Annotated in this window: 17 protein-coding genes; 3 read left to right on the top strand and 14 right to left on the bottom strand. The window is 69.1% G+C overall.

Annotated features, from left to right (window positions below; translation table 11 throughout):
* Positions 1-139, top strand: a 139-nt coding sequence (locus tag IPI43_23270) for a hypothetical protein (GenBank protein ID MBK7777015.1), incomplete at its 5' end; no start/stop codon positions are given.
* Here IPI43_23270 and IPI43_23265 read toward each other — a convergent pair.
* Positions 76-633 carry a hypothetical protein gene (locus IPI43_23265; GenBank protein ID MBK7777014.1) on the bottom strand — a complete coding sequence of 186 codons (558 nt, stop codon included), beginning with the start codon at positions 631-633 and terminating at the stop codon, positions 76-78. The genes IPI43_23270 and IPI43_23265 overlap by 64 nt on opposite strands.
* Before the next feature lie 134 nt (positions 634-767).
* Between IPI43_23265 and IPI43_23260 the strand changes: the two genes are divergently transcribed.
* Positions 768-2456, top strand: a complete 1689-nt coding sequence (locus IPI43_23260; protein ID MBK7777013.1) for a sigma 54-interacting transcriptional regulator — start codon at positions 768-770, stop codon at positions 2454-2456.
* Here the strand turns inward: IPI43_23260 and IPI43_23255 are convergent.
* Together IPI43_23255 and IPI43_23250 are read right to left on the bottom strand one after the other, a co-directional pair.
* Complete coding sequence (locus IPI43_23255) at positions 2453-4150, bottom strand: hypothetical protein (protein MBK7777012.1); 1698 nt, start codon at positions 4148-4150, stop codon at positions 2453-2455. The genes IPI43_23260 and IPI43_23255 overlap by 4 nt on opposite strands.
* Complete coding sequence (locus tag IPI43_23250; protein ID MBK7777011.1) at positions 4089-6026, bottom strand: AAA family ATPase; 1938 nt, start codon at positions 6024-6026, stop codon at positions 4089-4091. The genes IPI43_23255 and IPI43_23250 overlap by 62 nt, the downstream gene beginning before the upstream one ends.
* A 113-nt stretch (positions 6027-6139) precedes the next feature.
* Here IPI43_23250 and IPI43_23245 point away from each other — a divergent pair, with 113 nt between their 5' ends.
* Positions 6140-6868 (top strand): sulfite exporter TauE/SafE family protein, encoded by a 729-nt coding sequence (locus IPI43_23245; protein ID MBK7777010.1) that lies wholly within the window; start codon positions 6140-6142, stop codon positions 6866-6868.
* Between the two features lie 13 nt (positions 6869-6881).
* On the opposite strand, the gene IPI43_23240 is transcribed toward IPI43_23245, so the two are convergent.
* The 11 genes from IPI43_23240 to IPI43_23190 form a co-directional block, all read right to left on the bottom strand.
* Complete coding sequence (locus IPI43_23240; protein MBK7777009.1) at positions 6882-7199, bottom strand: NifU family protein; 318 nt, start codon at positions 7197-7199, stop codon at positions 6882-6884.
* A 50-nt stretch (positions 7200-7249) separates the two neighbouring features.
* Positions 7250-10612, bottom strand: a complete 3363-nt coding sequence (gene carB, locus IPI43_23235) for a carbamoyl-phosphate synthase large subunit (GenBank protein ID MBK7777008.1) — start codon at positions 10610-10612, stop codon at positions 7250-7252.
* A gap of 164 nt (positions 10613-10776) precedes the next feature.
* Complete coding sequence (locus tag IPI43_23230) at positions 10777-11334, bottom strand: TlpA family protein disulfide reductase (protein MBK7777007.1); 558 nt, start codon at positions 11332-11334, stop codon at positions 10777-10779.
* The gene (locus tag IPI43_23225; protein MBK7777006.1) at positions 11331-12191 is read right to left on the bottom strand and encodes a thioredoxin domain-containing protein; all 861 of its coding nucleotides are present in this window, start codon (positions 12189-12191) and stop codon (positions 11331-11333) included. The genes IPI43_23230 and IPI43_23225 overlap by 4 nt, the downstream gene beginning before the upstream one ends.
* 127 nt (positions 12192-12318) lie before the next feature.
* Positions 12319-12573 carry a hypothetical protein gene (locus IPI43_23220; GenBank protein ID MBK7777005.1) on the bottom strand — a complete coding sequence of 85 codons (255 nt, stop codon included), beginning with the start codon at positions 12571-12573 and terminating at the stop codon, positions 12319-12321.
* 80 nt (positions 12574-12653) lie between these two features.
* A complete protein-coding gene (locus tag IPI43_23215; GenBank protein MBK7777004.1) occupies positions 12654-13154 on the bottom strand; it encodes a YbjN domain-containing protein in 501 nt (166 codons plus the stop codon).
* A 3-nt stretch (positions 13155-13157) separates the two neighbouring features.
* A complete protein-coding gene (locus IPI43_23210) occupies positions 13158-13928 on the bottom strand; it encodes a proteasome-type protease (protein ID MBK7777003.1) in 771 nt (256 codons plus the stop codon).
* A 26-nt stretch (positions 13929-13954) separates the two neighbouring features.
* Positions 13955-14758, bottom strand: a complete 804-nt coding sequence (locus IPI43_23205; protein ID MBK7777002.1) for a transglutaminase family protein — start codon at positions 14756-14758, stop codon at positions 13955-13957.
* A gap of 20 nt (positions 14759-14778) precedes the next feature.
* The gene (locus IPI43_23200; protein ID MBK7777001.1) at positions 14779-15720 is read right to left on the bottom strand and encodes an alpha-E domain-containing protein; all 942 of its coding nucleotides are present in this window, start codon (positions 15718-15720) and stop codon (positions 14779-14781) included.
* 5 nt (positions 15721-15725) lie between these two features.
* Complete coding sequence (locus IPI43_23195) at positions 15726-17150, bottom strand: circularly permuted type 2 ATP-grasp protein (GenBank protein MBK7777000.1); 1425 nt, start codon at positions 17148-17150, stop codon at positions 15726-15728.
* A gap of 201 nt (positions 17151-17351) precedes the next feature.
* Positions 17352-18311 (bottom strand): hypothetical protein, encoded by a 960-nt coding sequence (locus IPI43_23190; protein MBK7776999.1) that lies wholly within the window; start codon positions 18309-18311, stop codon positions 17352-17354.
* Positions 18312-18345: the final 34 nt, after the last annotated feature.

The following is an 18345-nucleotide window of genomic DNA, read 5'->3' as shown; positions in this document are numbered from 1 at the left end:
CAGCACGGGCGGGGGTCACGCTTGCGCGCGGCTGGCGGACAGGACCGCAGGCTGCTGGGGCAGAAACGACTATGGTCAACTCGGCGACGGCACGACGACGCAGCGTGTCAGCCCCACGCTCGTGAACGGGCTGAACTGACGACGCCCACCACTTGAACCTGGCGAATGCCGCCAGCACCAACCACCATTCACACAACCAAAGCAGCCGCAACGTCTGCTGTCGGCCGCCCAGTCTTCTCGAGGGGATCGCACGACACCTGGGTTGGCCACCGTGCGAACCGACGTACCGCGCGCGCGTGCGATCGCGGCGTTGGTCAGCCCGACTCCGACGAGCGCGAGCACCCGCTCCTCCGCCGGCGTCAGCTTCGGCCGGACCACCGGCGCCGGGCGATCCGAGCGGCGACACCAAAGCACGCAGGCGACTCCGGCCCTCGAGGCGAGCCCCAATCGCGCCGCGATCCCAGTGAGAATGCGCGTCACGCTGCCTGGCGACACTCCGAGGGAGTGGGCAACCTGCTTCCCGGCAGCCCCATCAATCGTCATCGCGAGCGCGGTGACCTCGCGCTCGGTGAGCGCAGCATCGTTGCCGCCGTGCACCGCAAGCGATGTGCCAGGGTTCGGCGAACGCAGCACGGGTCATCAAGGGCGAGAAGCGACATGAAAACCGTCTACGTCTCGACCGCGCTGCCCCCCTGAGTGACCGCACGCCTCGGAATGCGATCGCATTCCACGAACCAATTCGCGAGACTCCGCCAAGGAGCCGCCAGATGACACGCATCACAATCGCCGGTCCGGGACACGAGACGCCTGTCGACGTCCAACTGGCGGTAGGCGATCAACTCATCGTCGGGCGGCGTCCCGACACGGGCCACGAGGCCCGATCGGTGAAGTTCCTGACGGTGGACCACCCCAGCGTGTCGGCCTCCCATCTGGCCATCGAAGCCACCTCAGAAGGGACTCGCCTGATAGACCTCGGGTCCACGAACGGCTCACTCGTGGAGCTCAACCGCGGAGGTGAATTGCGCGTCGCCCCCGGCGCAGACGTGGTGGTGCAGCTCGCCCCCGCACGCATGACCAGGGTGTCGAGCGACCTCCCGGAGGACGCGGACTACAGCTCGGCCGACGCGTTTGGCGCTTCGCTGTTGGCGTCCATCCGGCGCTGGACAGCCGAGCGCGGCGAGTCCGTGAAGCTCTCGCTCGTGCCGGAGGCAGTGCCTGCATCCGCGCCGCGCGCCGGGGGGATTCCGCTCCGCAGCGGCGGCGCGCTGGTGCTCGACTTGCACGAGACGGTTCAGCCGAGCTGGATGGAGTCCTTTGCTTCGATCGAGCGCTACGTGGCCCGCCAGAACCGCGCGTTCGCAGAGCTCGAGGTCTTCCGTGGCGAGGGTCTCGTCCTCGCCTCCGACTCCATGCGGAAGGCCGTGCTGCGCGTGGTGGACGCCGCCGCCACGGGGGCAAAGACGCTGCTCATCCTCGGCCCCTCGGGCTCGGGCAAAGAAGGGCTCGCGCGCTGCTTCCACCGCCGCTCGGGCCGCGCCGGGTCGTTCGTGGCGCGCAACTGCGGGCTCTTCCAGCGAGACCTCGCGCGCAGCGAGCTCTTCGGCGCCGAGAAGGGTGCCTTCAGCGGCTGCACGCAGCGCATCGTGGGCGCGGTCGAGGCGGCCAACCAAGGCACGCTCTTCCTGGACGAGCTGGGTGAGCTGCCGCTCGACATCCAGCCCATGCTGCTGCGCTTCCTGGACCGCGGCGAATACGAGCGGATGGGGCGCTACGGCACCACCAGCGTCTCCGACACGCTCGTGGTCGCGTCCACCAACAAGGACCTGCGCGCCGCCGCGCAGCGCGGGGAATTCCGGCTCGACCTGTGGTTCCGGCTCGCCGGCGACGTGGTGGAGGTCCCTCCCCTGCGCGAGCGCTACGCCGACATCGAGGCCTACCTCGCCTCGCGCACCAACCCGCGCGGCGAGTCCATCGAGGAGCGCCTGACGCCGGGCGCAAGAGACCTGCTGGCGGGCCACCGCTGGGACGGCAACTTCCGAGAGCTGATGCAGTTCGCCGACCGCATCGAGAAGCGACATCCCCGCGAGCGGATCGACGCTGACGCGTGTCACGACGCCCTCTCCATCGGCTCCCTCCGGCCCGTCGAGCGAGGGCGCATCAGCACCACGCCGTCGGGCCCCGAGTCCGGCTCGTCGCTCGACGACCCCTTCCGCAGGGCGGAAGCCGCCTTTCGGGAAGACCACGACGCGCTCCCCACGCGCTGGGACGACGTGAAGGAGTTCGTGGAGAACTACCTGAAGCCCGCGGTGTTCGCGTCACTCGCCGGAGCCGCCACCGCCACGGACCTCAGCGCGGTGGACCTTCGCACCGCATCACTCCGCGTCGGCGCCGACCGCGGCACTGCGGCGAAGCAGCTCGCTCGGTACTTCGACCGCTACGGTCCGTCAGGCCGCTAGCGGCCTCGGGCCCACCGGCAGCAGCGACCAGAAGAAGCGGTCGGGCGCCACGATGCCGCTGCCCTCGATGACCGCGAGGTAGCGCGCGCACGCGCGGCGCCATCGCCCGCGTCGAGCGACGAGAGACCCCAGCAAGCGAGCGCCTCGAACAACGGAAACGCGCCTTGCTGGGCACGCTCGCGGAGGGAGACCAGCATGGCGCTCGCGCCAGTCGTGTTCCCCTCCGACAGCGCCACCATCGCGGCGAGCGCGTCGTCGTAGAGCCGCTCGACGCCCTTCGCCGGTGCCCCGAAGTCCTTGCGCGCGAGGCTCACCATCTTCGCGTCGCCCAGCGCGAGCGCGCTTCCGGCGATGGTCATCGCGCAGAACCCGCGCGGGATGGACGAGCGCCACATCCCCTGTCGCCGGAACGCCGTCCGGACACCGTCGGCAACCCGGTAGGCCGTGGCCGCATCGCCCAGGTAGAGGTGCGCCCAAGCGGCGTAGTTCTCGGACGCCGAGCGATTGGAGAGGTCCCGTTGGATGGGTGAGTCCGTCTTGGCTCGCTCCACGTTCGCGATGACCACCTCGGGCGCCCCCACCAGCAGGTCGTGCAGCGGGAGCAACAGGTTGCGAAGCCGCAGCTCCGCGTAGCGCCCCACCCGCTCTTCGCGGGCTTCGACGTAGGCGCGAGCTTCGTCGAACGCGGCCGGGCGAACGTCGAAGCGCATGGGAAAGCTGGACACGAACCACGCCGTGGACACCAGCCAAGGCGGCGCCGCGCGGTGCTGCGCGAGCCGCCGGTGGGCTTCCGCCGCGTGCTCGCACGCTAGGTCCCGCCGGCCGTCGATGATGGTGTCGAAGATGCGCGCCAGCTGCGCAAAGACGCCGGCCACGGGTGCGCCGTGCTCCGCCTCGAGGCGCTCGAGGCGAGTGATGGTCTTGGCCGCACCGGCCCGCCAGCCGAACCCCGCGCGCGCGCAGGCCTCCATCCCGAGTGCCACACAGACCTCATCGAGGTCGCCGAGCGCCAGAGCGGCATCCAGGTGCCGCGACATGGGCACCAGCCCACGGAACGGGTCCATGGGCATGTACTGGACGGAGACTGCCCCGAGGGTGCGGACGCGCTCACGCTGTCTCTCGAGCCCGGGAACCATGGGGCGGATCGTCGAGTCGAGGCCGCGGAGCGACAGCCTCAGCTCGTGCTTCGCGAGCTGAAAGAGCACCGCCGCCCGCGTGGCCGGGATGGTCGCCCCCACGTCGTCGGCGATCCGCTCCAGCAGGTCGAGGCCCTGGTCGAGGCGTCCCGCGAACAGCAGCGCCTCGGCGGCACGCCTGCGCCACTCGTTGCGGTGGTCTTCGTCCGCGAGCTCGCTGGCTTCGAGGAAGCGCGCGGCTGCGCGTTCGTACAGCCCGCCGAGCGTCAAGCACTCGGCCACCGCTGCCATGAGCGCTGGACGCTCCGAGGCCTCGGCCACGCTAGCCGCCAGCTCGAGCATCTCGGCGGCGCGGCCGAACGCGTAGGCCGCGCGGGCTTGGCCGGACGCCTCGAGCGCGTGTTGCTGGGCGCGCGCTCCGTCGCCTGCGCCCGCGTAGTGCCGAGCGAGCCGATCGTGCGCGTCGGGGCTCACCTTCAGAAGCGCGGTCGCGAGTTCACGGTGGAGCTCCGCACGCGTGATGGCGTCGACGGACGCCACGATGGACGAGCGGATCAAGTCGTGAGCGGTGTCGACGAGGTCCTGGGTGGGGGACCGAATGGAGCGGACGAACCCCGCCGAACGCAGCCCATCGAGGTCGGTTCGCTCGAGGCCGAGCTGCGCAATGCTGGACGGCTCTCCCGCCAAGGCCAGGCGCTCCAGCGCACGCCGGCGACCCACCTCGAGTGACGCGGCGCGCTGGCGGACCAAGGTCTTCCACCGGAACATGAGCATCACGCTCGCTGGTCACCCCATCGAGGCCGCTGAACAGGCGGGACAGCGTGACGGCCGCGAATGGGCTCCCAGCCGATTTCGACACCACCAGCTCGACCACCGCAGGGTCCGCGACCGAAGCCGCGATGAGCTTCCGAATCGACTCACCGTCCAGCGGCGCGAGCTCCAGGTCCACGTGCGCGATCTCGCCCATCTCCTGCACATCACCGAGCGCGCGCGACAGGGGGCCGCCCGACCCGGTCCGCTCGGCGAGCACGACCATGACGTTGGGACGACGAACACCGCGCAGCAGGTCCACCACCCCGAGCGCCGCGTCATGGTCGGCCCACTGCGCGTCGTCGAGGACGAGCACCAGCGGGTGATGAAGCGCGAGGCGTCGAAGCATCTCGCGCAGGGCCGCAAACCCGCGCCGGCGTGTGGAAGGCTCGTCCTCCATGCCGGCGCGCTGGCCTGAGCGAGCGAAGGGCGCCACGCGCTCGAGCACCGGAAACAGCGTGGACAGCGCCTCGGCATCGGCAGGAACCAGCGCGGCCAGCTCGCTCTTGCTGGCCGCCACCAGCAGCTGACTGAGGGCGTCCACCCACGCGTCCAGGCCCTTGAACGGCACCGACTCGGTCTCGTGGCAGCGCCCAGTGAGCGCTATCGCCGAGCCATCCCGCCGCACGCGGCGCACGAACTCGTCCACGAGCGCGGACTTTCCCACCCCGGGTCGCCCCCGCACCCGCACCAGCGTGGGGCGCTCGGGCTCGCGGTGGTGAAAGCGTTCCAGCAGGATCTCGAGTTCGCGCTCTCGGCCCACGAGCGCCAGCGTGTGCGCCGGTGGATTCGAGCTGCGGCGACTGCTGCTCGTCCGCGACAGGCGCCCAACGGCGTCGGACGTGGTGGGCCGCAACCCCGCCTCACGCGAGAGCAGCTCGGCAGTGAGGTCGTCGAGGTCCGGCGGAACGCCCGGCATGTAGAGCGACGGACGCGGAGGGTCGGCGACCTGCTTCGAGAGCAGCATCTGAATGCCACTCCCCTCGAACGGGAAGCGCCCCGTGAGGAATTCGAAGAGCATGACACCCACGGCGTATATGTCGCTCGCGTCGCACAATTCGAGCTCACCGCGCACCTGCTCGGGCGCCATGTACGGGAACGTCCCAAAGAGCTCCACGCGGTCCGTCGAGCGAGCCGCGCGCGTCTCGAACACGATCCCGAAGTCCAGCAGGACCACGCGCCCCGATGAGGACACCTTCACGTTCGACGGCTTCAGATCGCGATGAAGCAGGCCTGCCGCGTGGAGCGCCTCGAGGCCACGCAGCAGCTCCACGAAGGAGGCGCGCAGGCGGTCGGTGTCGTGGATGGGCTGATCCGGTCCGAGGCCACCGCGCACGTACGCGCGCAGGTCGACGCCATCCACCAGCTCCATCGTGAAGAAGCAGGCGTCGTCGCCCACGCTGAGGTCGTAGAGCCGGACCAGGTTCGGATGGTCGAGGTCGGCGAGGGTGCGGAACTCGCGCTTCAGGCTGTACACCGAGGACGGCAGCAGGCGACGCAGCGTCTTGAGCGCCACGTTCTCGCCCCGCACCCGGTCGTACGCCTCGAACACGACGCCCATGCCGCCGGAACCGAGCAGGCGGACGATTTCGTAGCGGTCTACGAGGACTGAGCCGACCTCCATTGCGTGCATCGACCAGAGAGCGTCTACCAGACTCCTGGCAATTGTGTCGAGGGCGGAATCTCCGTGTCACGCGCTGGGCGACGGCCGCCAGAAAACCTGCTACCCCGGGGCGCGTGGAGCTGCTGACCCTCGACCCGCTGACGCTCGCGTTCGCGCTCGCCGTGACCGTGATCGCGGCGACGGTGCAGGGCACTGTGGGCTTTGGCTTCGGCATCGTCAGCGTGCCCGTGCTGCTGCTGGTGGACCCACGGCTCGCCCCCATGCCACAGCTCTGCGTGGGGTTGCCTCTGAGCTTCCTGATGCTCTACCGCGAGCGCCAGCACGCCGACTTGCGCAGCGTAGCCTTCATGACCCTGGGACGCTTCCCGGGCACCGCCGTCGGCATGCTGCTCATCACGGTGCCGGAAGCCGCGCGCAACGGCATCATCGGCACGATTACCCTGGTGGCGGTGGCGCTGCTGTCCACGTCGCGCAAGGTCGCGCGCAATCGGCGCACAGAGTCGGCCGCCGGTTTCTTCAGTGGCGCGGCAGACTACCTGTCGGCGATGGGCGGCCCGCCGCTGGCCCTCCTCTACAAAGACGACAACGGCCCCACGGTGCGCGCGAGCTTGGCGCTGGCGTTCGCGGTAGGCAGCATCACCACGTTGGCCGGCCGCTTAGGCCGCAGCGACTTCACCGCGCTCGACCTGTGGCTGGGGCTCTTCCTCTTGGCGCCCACCGTGACCGGCCTGTGGCTCAGCCGCTTCTTGATGGGCCGCGTGGAAGGACGCCCGCTGCGCCTCTCCATCTTGACCATCTCGGGGGCCTGCGCCGTGGCGCTGCTGGCCAAGTCGCTGTTCTAGAAGCGCGAAGCCTTCAGGAGCCTGCGCGGTCGCGTGCTTCCTGCTCTTCGATCTCGCGCATGACTTCGCTGGCGTCCATCTCGAGCGACCGGGGCCGCGTGACCTCGTCTTCCAAGACCACCTCGAGGTCGGGCACACCGGACGCCTTGCGGAGCAGCGGCTCGATGACCAGCGTGCGGATGTAGCGCCCGCCCACGCTGTAGGCCGCCTTGCCGCGCAGACGCAGGCTCACCCGCGTGGGCCCCACGTGCAGCAGGTCGACGCCGCCGCCGTCCGCCTCGAGGAGCGGCCGCAGCACTTCGTCAATCACGGTCTGGACGCGCTCCTTCATCTGGGGAACCAATCACCAAAACGGGACGCAGTCAACGTCTTGACGAAGCGTCATTCCGCGGGCGGCACCAGCGTCTTGCCCCGGGGGGCCGTCTGCTCGTGGTACTCCTGAATGGAACGAACGGTCAGCGGGGTGGTCCGGCGGGCCTCGATGGCCGTGACGGCGGCGCTCGCGGCGGCGATGGTGGTGAAGTACGGCACCTCGCTCATCAGCGTCTGACGCCGCATGGAGCGGCTGTCGCGGATGGCCTGTGCGCCCTCCGTGGTGTTGAACACCATGTCGATCTCGCCGTTGCGCAGGCGGTCCACGATGTTCGGGCGGGCCTCACCCACCTTCGGTGCGAACTCCGAGGGCACCCCGGCGCGCGTCAAGACTTCGCGCGTTCCGCTGGTGGCCACGATCTCGAAGCCCAGCTCCACCAGCTTCTGACCGAGCGTCGCGGCGCCAGCCTTGTCCGCGTCGCGCACGCTGATGAAGACCTTGCCCGCGTCGGGCAGCTCGGTCTTGGCGCTCATGAGCGCCTTCAAGAAGGCCTCTGGGAAGGTCTTGGCGATGCCCATGACCTCGCCCGTGGAGCGCATCTCGGGGGTGAGGATGGTGTCCACGCCCGGGAACTTCACGAACGGGAAGACCGACTCCTTCACGGCCACGTACTCGGGCACGATCTCACGCGTGTAGCCCAGCTCTTCGAGCGTGGCGCCGGCCATGACCTTGGCGGCCAGCTGCGCGAGGGGCACGCCGATGGCCTTCGAGATGAAGGGCACCGTGCGGGACGCGCGCGGGTTCACCTCGATGATGAACACGTCGGTGCCGCGCACCGCGAACTGCACGTTCATCAGGCCGATGACGCCGATCTCCAGCGCCAGCGCTCGCGTGGAGGCGCGGATGGTGGCCAGCACATCGGGCGGCAGCGAGTGCGCCGGCAGCACCTGCGACGAGTCACCGGAGTGGATACCGGCCTCCTCGATGTGCTGCATGACGCCGCCGATGACCACCAGCTTGCCGTCGCAGATGGCGTCCACGTCCACCTCGATGGCGTCGCGCAGGAACTTGTCCACCAGGATGGTCTGCGTGTCGGCATCGCGGATGGCCTCGAGGGCCACCTGGAAGTAGCGCCGCAGCTCGGTGGGCGAGTGGCAGATCTCCATGGCGCGACCACCCAGCACGTAGCTGGGGCGCACCACCACGGGGTAGCCAATGCGCTCGGCGATGTCGAAGGCCTGCTGCATGCCGGTGGCGATGCCGCCCTCGGGGCGCTGCAGGCCGAGCTTGGTGAGCAGCTCCTCGAAGCGCTCGCGGTCCTCGGCGCGGTCGATGGCGTCGGCCGAGGTGCCGAGGATGGGCACGCCCGCCTTCGAGAGGGGCACGGCCAGCTTGAGCGGCGTCTGCCCGCCGAACTGCACGATGACGCCGTCGGGGCGCTCCTCCTCGATGATGTGCATGACATCTTCGAAGGTGAGCGGCTCGAAGTAGAGGCGGTCGGACGTGTCGTAGTCGGTGGAGACCGTCTCGGGGTTGCAGTTGACCATGATGGTCTCGCAGCCCACTTCCTTGAGCGCGAACGACGCGTGCACGCAGCAGTAGTCGAACTCGATGCCCTGGCCGATGCGGTTGGGACCGCCGCCCAGGATCATGATCTTGCGGTTCTTGGTGGGCGTGGCCTCCGAGCCCTGCCCGTAGGTGGAGTAGAGGTACGGCGTGAGCGACTGGAACTCGGCCGCGCAGGTGTCCACGCGCGCGAAGATGGGCTTCACGCCCGAGGCCTTGCGGGCCGCGCGGGTGTCGTCGGCCGGCTCACCGCGCAGCTTGGCGATGCGCGTGTCGCTGAAGCCCAGCGTCTTCCAGCGCTCCCAGGCCTCGGTGCTCACGGGCGTGCCTGCGCTCGCGGTGATCTCCTCTTCGCCGTCGATGATCTCGCGCAGCTGCGTGAGGAACCACACGTCGATCTTGGTGGCGTTGTGGATGGCGTCGACGCTCAGGCCCACGCGCATGGCGTCGCACACGTAGAACAGGCGCTCGGCCAGGGGTGTACGGATGACCTCGAGGATGGCGTCGCGCAGCTCGCTCTCGGTGGCGGGCGGCAGCTCGTCGCGCACGGCCCCGGGGTTGGCGCTGCGCGCCTCGCCAGCGTTGGCCAGCTCGCGCATCTCGGCCGCCAGGTCGCGGTAGTCCAGCTTGCCAATCAGCGAGTCGAGGCCGTCGTGGCCCGTCTCCAGCGAGCGCGCCGCCTTCTGGATGGACTCCTTGAAGGTCTTGCCGATGGCCATGGCCTCGCCCACGGACTTCATCTGCGTGGTCAGGCGCGGGTCGGCCCCCGCGAACTTCTCGAACGCGAACCGCGGCACCTTGGTGACCACGTAGTCGATGGTGGGCTCGAAGGCCGCGCTGGTCCCCGTGATGTCGTTCCGCAGCTCGTCCAGGCGGTAGCCCACGGCCAGCTTCGCGGCGATCTTGGCGATGGGGTAGCCCGTGGCCTTGGACGCCAGCGCGGAGCTGCGCGAGACGCGCGGGTTCATCTCGATGACGATCAGGCGCCCATCGGCCGGGTTGAGCGAGAACTGGATGTTGCTGCCGCCCGTCTCCACGCCGATCTCGCGGATGATGTCGCGCGCCGCGTTGCGCATGCGCTGGTACTCGCGGTCGGTGAGCGTCATGGCCGGCGCCACGGTGATGGAGTCGCCCGTGTGCACGCCCATCGGGTCGAAGTTCTCGATGGTGCAGACGACGATGAAGTTGTCCTTCGTGTCGCGGATGACCTCGAGCTCGAACTCCTTCCAGCCCAGCAGGCTCTCCTCCACCAAGCACTCGTGCACCGGGCTCATCTGGAAGGCCCAGTGGATGGCGCGGTCGAACTCCTCGCGGTTGTAGGCGATGCCGCCGCCCGTGCCGCCCATGGTGAGCGACGGACGCAGGATGACGGGGAAGCCCAGCTGCTCCACGGCGGCGATGGCTTCGTCATAGGTGCGGGCCGTCCAGGCGCGGGCGCACTCCACGCCGATCTTCTCCATGGCCTGCTTGAAGAGGTCGCGCTCCTCGCCCTTGCGAATGGCCTCGACCTTGGCGCCGATCAGCTCGACGTTGTACTTGGCGAGGATGCCCTGGGCGTCCAGCGCGAGCGCCAGGTTGAGCGCCGTCTGGCCACCCAACGTGGGCAGCAGGGCGTCGGGCCGCTCGCGCGCGATGATGGCTTCCAGCACCGAGGGCACCAGCGGCTCGATGTACGTGCGCGTGGCGAACTGCGGGTCCGTCATGATGGTGGCGGGGTTCGAGTTCACCAGGATGACCTCGTAGCCCTCCTCCATCAGGGCCTTGCTGCCCTGGGTTCCGGAGTAGTCGAACTCACAAGCCTGACCGATGACGATCGGTCCGGAGCCAATGAGGAGGATCTTCTTGATGTCGTCGCGGCGCGGCATAGGCTCGATCGGCTTGAGGGCTGGCCGAGATGTGCCTCGATTCGAGAGCGACGCTCACGACCGGGGCCGCTTTATCAGGTGGGCAGGGGAGCGGCAAGCTGGGGCCGCGCAGGAAGTGCGCGTCGGCTCGGCAGAGGGCCCCGCGCAGCCACCCCCAGGCGCGCTCAGGGCGCTTGTAGCAAGGCGCGAATCTCGGCTTCGAGCGTGGCGGCGTCCGAGGCCCGAAAGCCACGATGCACGTGGCGCACCACGCCGGCGCGATCGATGAGATACGACGAGGGCATGGTGGTGGGCTCGTAACGCCCCGCCACCGCGTGCTGCGCATCGTGCACCACCGGGAACGTGAGCGGCTGCCGCTCGAGGAAGCGGGTCATGTTGGAGGCCTGCTGGTCCACGTTGACGCCCACCACCACCAAGCCGGCGGCGCGGTGCGCCTGGTAGAGACGCTCCAGCACGGGCAGCTCTTCGCGGCAGGGGCCGCACCACGAGGCCCAGAAGTCCACCAGCACCACCTTGCCGCGCAGGCTGGCCAGGTCTACCCGCTGGCCCGCTTGGTCGGTGAGGCCAATCTCGGGGGCCGCTTGGCCGTTGCGCAGCGCGAGCGCCGCGTGGGGGGAGAGCAGCAGCGCCGCGATGAGGCTGAGCGCGCCGAGCGCAGCAAGGGTCCGTCGCATGAGCCGCTCGGACGGCCCGCGCCCGAGAAGATTCACGCGCTGACTCATCGCGCCGCGATCTCCTCGCGCAGGTAGTCCACCAGCTCGTCCAGCTGCGAAGCGGGGAGCTCGCGGCCGTTCACGTAGATGGTGGGTGTGCTGTTGACGCCCACGCGCTGGCCCTCGGCCCGCGAGCGGTCCACCCGCGCGCGCAGCTCGGCGTCTTCGAAGTCGGTCCGGAAGCGGTTCATGTCCAGGCCCAGCGACTGCGCGTAGCGTGCGATGGCCGCCGGCTCGAGCTCGGTCTGGTTCTCGAAGAGCAGGTCGTGCATTTCCCAGAACTTGCCCTGGGCGCCTGCAGCCTCGGCGGCCACGGCGGCCGACGCGGCGTGCTCGTGCATGGAGAGCGGGAAGTGACGGAAGACCAAGCGCACCTGGCCGGGGAACTCTTCCACGGCGCGCCCCAGCGGGCGGTGGGCCCGCGCGCAGAAGGGGCACTCGAAGTCGCTGAACTCGACGATGGTGATGGGCGCCATGACGGGCCCGCGCGCCGGCGCGTCGTCGATGTTGATCTCGAGGACACCCTCGCGACCGTAGCGGATGCGGAAGTACTCGCGGATCTCGTCACGCTCGGCCCCGCCCGCGGCCAGGCGAGCGATGTAGCGGGCCGCAGGCACACACGAGCGACACGTGACCGTGTTGCTGATGCAGTCCGCCACGCTGACGGGCTCACCGCAGGGCGAGGTCAGGTCGCTGACCTGAGACCAGTAGACGCCCCGCGCCTCCTCGTCGAGCTCCGTGACGTCCACTCCGGCGAGGTCGCGGAACGGAATCTCGGGGTCGCCGGCGGGCACCACGGCCTGTGGCTCGGTGGTCGCCTCGGCGTCGCCCCCGCTGCACCCCATCACCCCGGCTGCGACGAGCACCAGCCACCCTGCAGAAAACGATAGAACCGACGGCTTCATTGCGGCGGGATGGTAGCAGCCTCGTCGACGATTGCGAGCGTCCCCTGCCCCCCCTGCTCACCCCCCTCGTCGTTCACTCGAACCGGCGCTAGGACTGGCTGTAGGACGCCAGTTGGCCTCGGACGACCTCCTCGTTGATGCCCGAGCGGATGTAGTCCTTCAGGCAGTCGGCGATGGTCAGCATGAGCGCGTCGACGCCGTTGTCGTCGATCAGCTTGGAGAGCAGCGCCCTCGACTCGCGGCTGTCTTCCGTGCGGAGGAATGCCCTGACTTGCTCAATCGTGATGCCGCCTTTGAAGTCGATGATGGCGTTCTCGACCAGGTAGCGTGCAAGCTCATTCACGCGGGGCTCCTTGTAATGGAAAGAATCAATGCCTTTGGACATCTAATCCCGCGGCCCCCCAAATAGCAAGTTTTGCGCCGTCAGTCCGGGGTGCCCGCCTCCGTGGCCCGGGCCACTCCATAGCGCTCCGCCAAGAGGTCGTCGTAGCGGTCGGCGGCCGCGCTGATGGTGTCGATCATGTGCTCCACCTCGGACTCGTCCAGGTCTTGCACGCTGCGCTCGGCCAGCAGGATGACCTCGCGGGCCGTGATGGCGAAAGCGGCCCCCGTCAGCGTGGCGTTCTCTTCGAGGAGGTGCTGAAAGAGCTCGGCTCGCCGCTCGTCGGCAGGCAGCGAGACCACCGGGGCGACGATGCGCACGCGGCCCACGTCATGGAGGCTGAGGACGCTCCCCGGCGGCGTGACCTGAATGAGGGTCACGGCCGACCCCCGCTGCAGGGCGTAGCGCCGCTCCCGCGCGGGGCCGTGGGGCTGCTTGGCCTCCGCCAGAGGGACACCGCGCGCCTCGAGCACCGACTCCACGATCTGCACGGCGTGCTCCGCATGGCCGAGGGGGACTTCCGAGAAGAGGTCCGAGGGCATGGCTCAGTGGCCGAGGTCGGGCGGACCGGCCGGCTCGGGGAACTCGAACTCCGGCAGCGACTCGAAGGCCTGCCGGAGCGCCTCGCCCCAGCCGTGCGAGATGAGCTGGTAGTACGGGGCGTCCCGGCCCACGCGCAGCTGGCGGGTGACCGTGAGCGCGTTCCGCTCGTAGACCTGAACGTCTAGCGGCATGCCCACCGACAGGTTGGCCTTGATGGTGGAGTCGAACGAGACCAGCAGCAGCTTGATGGCCGCCTCGAAGCTCATGGCCGGGTCGTAGGCCCGGATGAGGATGGGGCGCCCGTACTTGGTCTCGCCGATCTGGAAGAACGGGGTGTCCTCCGAGGCCTCGAGGAAGTTGCCCTCCGGGTAGACCATGAAAAGGCGCGGCTCGGAGCCCTTGATCTGACCGCCCAGGATGACGGTGGCCGAGAAGGTGGAGTCGGCGCGCTGCCCTCCCCCGCTGCTGTCGCTGATGATCTCACGCAGCGTCTCGCCCACCAGCTTGGCTGCCTGGAACATGGTGGGCACTTCCAGGATGGTGGGCTCGCGCCCCTCACGCTTGGGAGCCTTGGCCCGCTCGTCCAGCAGGCTGACCAGCGCCTGGGTGGTGGCCAGGTTGCCCGCCGTGAGCAGCGTGATGACGCGCTCGCCCTCGGTGGTCCACGTGAACATCTTCCGGAACATGGAGATGTTGTCCACGCCCGCGTTGGTGCGCGTGTCCGACATGAACACGAGACCCCGCTTCATCCGCAGCCCGACGCAGTAAGTCATGACGCTCCGTTCCTGAGGACTGGAGCTTACTGCTCGCTGACCTGCACCGCGACCACCATCGACTCCGAGGAGGCCCCGAGGCGCATGCCGGAGATGGGCGCCGCGTCGTGGTAGTCGAGCCCGGTGGCCACCCGAACGTAGCGATCATCCGGGCAAATTGCGTTCGAGACGTCGAAGCCCACCCACCCCAGACCCTTGACGTAGGCCTCGGCCCAGGCGTGGCTGGCGTCCTGCTCCACGCGATCGTCCATCATCAGATAGCCGCTGGCGTAGCGCCCCGGGAGGCCCAGGACGCGGACCGCGCTGAGGAAGACGTGGGCGTGGTCTTGGCAGACCCCGTGCCCCGTGGTGAGCACCTCTTCCACCGACGACGCCGAACTGGTCTGGCCCGCACGGTAGACCACGCGCTCGGCGATGAGCGCACACAGCGCGTGCAGGCTGGCGAGCGTGTCACCCGTGGGTGGCCCCAACTCGCGGACCAGCTCGGTCAGCAGCGGGCCCGGGGCCGTGAGCGGGGTGGTGCGGCGAAAGAGCCAGAGCGGCGCAAAGCCGGCGTGCTCCCCCACCACCCCCGCGCGGTCGCGGGTCTCCACCTCGCCCTCGCAGCGGACGTGAATCTCCTGCGCGTCCGGGTCCAGGCTGACCAGCTCTACCGGGTTGTGGAACTGGTCGAAGTACCCCACCTCCTTCTTGCCGCCCACGATCTCGGTCTTCCAGGACAGGACGGTCTGGCACGCGTCGCTGGTCGGGGTGAGGCGCAAGCGGGAGAGGCCATAGCGCACGGGCGCGTCGTACTTGTAGTGGGTCGTGTGGGAGATGGTGAGGCGCATGGTCGCGGGGGGGGACGATCCTACTCGTAGAAGCGGAAGTCGCGCTCGATCTCGAGGCCGAGGGCGTTGTTGCGGTCGACGAAGCGCTCGATGAACTCGTGCAGCCCGGCCTCGAAGATGGTCTCGATGCGCTGGCCCTTGAGGTCTTTGCGGGTGCGCTGGGCCACGCCGAGGCTGGGATACTCGACTCCGTAGCCCTCGGACAGTCGGGCGAGGTTGTCCACCAGCTGGTCGTAGCAGAAGGCGAGTGAGCGCGGCATGCGCCGGTCCAGGATGAGGAAGTCCGCGATGCTCTGTGGGTTGACGTCGCCCTGGTTGAGCCAGTGATAAGCCCGCTGGGCCGACACGCAGCGCAGGATGGTCTCCCACTGAACGTTGTCGAGCGAGGACCCGATGCTGGCCGCCGAGGGCAGCAGCACGTAGTACTTCACGTCCAGGATGCGGGCGGTGTTGTCGGCGCGCTCCAAGTAGGTGCCGATGCGCGCGAAGTCGTAGATGTCGTTGCGCAGCATGGTGCCGTGCATGGTCCCGCGCACCAGCGCCGTCTGCTGGCGGATGGTGTCCAGGATGCGCGGCAGGTCACGACTCTCGGCCGGCTCGGCCAGCCGGTCGCGGATGGTCATCCAGCCTTCGTTGGTGGCCTCCCACACCTCCCGGGTGAGCGCCGTGCGGACGAGCCGCGCGTTGGTGCGCGCGCCCTCCATGGCCGACAGCACGCTGGACGGGTTCTCCTGCTCGCGCAGCAGGAAGTCCACCACGCGCTCGGCGTCGAAGGCCTTGTGGCGGTCCAAATAGGCGTCGCGCACGCCCGACGTGGCCACGATGGACGCCCACTCGTCTTCTTCCGACGAGGAGCGCGTGAGCGCGATGCGCAGGCCCGCATCCACGAGGCGAGCCGTGTTTTCGGCGCGCTCGAGGTAGCGAAACATCCAGAACAGGCCACCAGCCGTCTTTCCAAGCATCCGCGCTATTCCTCCAGCACCCAAGTGTCTTTGGTGCCGCCGCCTTGGCTCGAATTGACCACCAGGGAGCCCTTCTTGAGGGCGACCCGCGTGAGCCCGCCAGGCGTGATGTAGATCTTGTTCGGGGACACCAGCACGAACGGGCGCAGGTCCACGTGGCGCGGCGCCAGGCCCGCGCGCGTGAGGATGGGCACCGTGGACAGCGAGAGCGTGGGCTGCGCGATGTAGTTGCCCGGGTTGGACTTGAGCTTGGACTGGAAGGCTTGCAGCTCCTTCCGGCTGGCGGCGGGCCCCACCAGCATGCCGTAGCCGCCCGACCCGTGGACCTCTTTCACCACGAGCTCGGCCAGGTGCTCGATGACGTAGGTCAGCGACTCGGGCTCCGAGCAGCGCCACGTGGGCACGTTCTTCAAGATGGCCTGCTCGCCCGTGTAGAACTGCACGATCTCGGGCATGTAGGAGTAGATGGCCTTGTCGTCGGCGATGCCGGTGCCGGGCGCGTTGGCGATGGTGACGCGGCCCGCGCGGTAGACGTCCATGATGCCCGAGACCCCGATGACCGAGTCCGGCCGGAAGGTGAGCGGGTCCAGGAAGGCATCGTCTACACGCCGGTAGAGCACGTCGATGGGCTTGTAACCGCGCGTGGTGCGCATGGCCACACGGCCGTCCACCACCCGCAGATCGTGGCCCTCCACCAGCTCGGCGCCCATCTGGTCCGCCAGGAAGGAGTGCTCGAAGTATGCCGAGTTGTGGATGCCGGGCGTGAGCACCGCCACCACGGGGCGGCCTTCGCAGCCCGCCGGCGCACAGGCCGCCAGGGAGCGGCGCAAGTGCTTGGGGTAGTCCCCCACCGGCCGCACCTTCTGGCGCGCGAAGAGCTCCGGGAACATCTGCAGCATGGTCTCGCGGTTCTCGAGCATGTACGAGACACCCGAGGGCGTGCGCGCGTTGTCTTCCAGCACGAAGAACTCGTCTTCGGCGGTGCGCACGATGTCCACGCCCACGATGTGCGTGTAGACGTTGGCGGGCGGCGTGGCCCCCACCATCTCGGGCAGGAACGCCTCGTTCTGCTCGATGAGGCGCGCCGGGATGCGGCCGGCGCGCAGGATCTCCTGGCGGTGGTAGATGTCGTGCAAGAACGCGTTGATGGCGCGGACGCGCTGCTCGATGCCCTTGGACAGCCGCGTCCACTCCCTGTCGGAGATGATCCGCGGGATGATATCGAACGGAATCAAACGCTCGGCGGCGTCCTCGTCGCCGTACACGTTAAACGTGATTCCCGTGCGCCGGAAGAAGGCTTCTGCGTCCGCCGAACGCTGCAGCAGGCGGGCCGTCTCCTCCTCGTCGAACCAGGCCTTGTAGTCCGCGTAGGGCCCTCGCGTCGTGTCACCCTGACCGAGCATCTCGTCGAAGCAGCGCGCCGAATCCATGGTTGCAGGCTAGATTCACCCGTGTGCCCGCGCAAGCTTTCTTCGCACGCGCGGCAGCATCTCCGGAGGCCCCTTGAATTCAAGCGCGAAGCCGCCCTCGAGGGTGGCTCCGCGACGCCACGATGACACGCCGCTGACCGACGTGTTTCGTGATTATTTCAACCCAGTTTCGCTCGGGAATGGCGAATGACTTGATCGCGATCACGGCGCCGGCGGCGGGGCCCCGGCTTCGATCCAAGCACGCACCAGGGCGGTGCCGCGCGTGAGCCGCGGCTGACCGCTGGGCATCACGCGCCCACAGACGGGCCGAGCGCTCTCGGGGATGGTCGCGTCGGCCAGCTTGTGCAGCAGGTAGCTCTGGTCGGGGTTGGCGGTGTCCACCAGCTGGTCCGCGATGTCCGTGTTGCAGTCGTCCACGGCGATGCCGGTGTCGTGGTTCGGGTTGGTGAGCGCCATGTAAGCCAGCGCGGGAGTGGTCAGGTCGAACTCCTCGTTGGTCCCGCCGGGGGTGTGGCAGCCGATGACGCAGCCCACGGCCAGCACGTCCTCGTGCACGCGCGTGAAGAGGTCGCCCGTGGCGTTCCCGTCGTCCTCACAGACGGGCGTTCGCAGGCCGAGCTCGCCCTCGTTGATGCGCGCCAACGCCGGGTCGGAGGCCTCTGTCACGGGCGCGCCACAGGCAATCCAGGAGCGCAGAGCGCGCCGCCCGGCAGCGGTGTTGACGGCCTCGAGGGGCTCGCCGAAGGTGCACCGGCCGAGCTCGAACTCCACGTAGCGGTAGCCGCCGGGCGCCGTGCCGGAGAGGTCTTCGTCCAGCGGCGGCATGGTGCCGCGGTGCACCTCGCGCCACATGGCCGAGCGGTGCCCGCTGACGGTGGCGTAGTTCTCGCCCAGGCGGGCGATGAAGTCTTCGTCCGGACGGCCCAGGGAGTCCACGGTGCCCACGGGCAAGTCGAAGTCGAGCCCGGCGGGCACCCCCTCACGCTGCTCGCCCTCGGCGGCGTCGCTGTGGCAGCGCCCGGCACCGCACGAGCCGTTCACCAGCGCCTGGCCGGCGTACATGATGCGGCCCTCGCCATCGACGACGAGCTGCTCGCCGAGGTCGTCGCACACCCCCACGGAGGGCGTGCACGCTGTGCTGAACAGCGTGCTCGTGGACATCAGCGCAGCGATCAGGTGGGGGGCCCACGCGCGC

The organism is Sandaracinaceae bacterium, assembly GCA_016706685.1.
In the GTDB taxonomy this organism is placed as follows: Bacteria; Myxococcota_A; Polyangia; order Polyangiales; family Houyiibacteriaceae; genus JADJJE01.
This window is presented reverse-complemented; position numbering and strand designations above follow the sequence as displayed.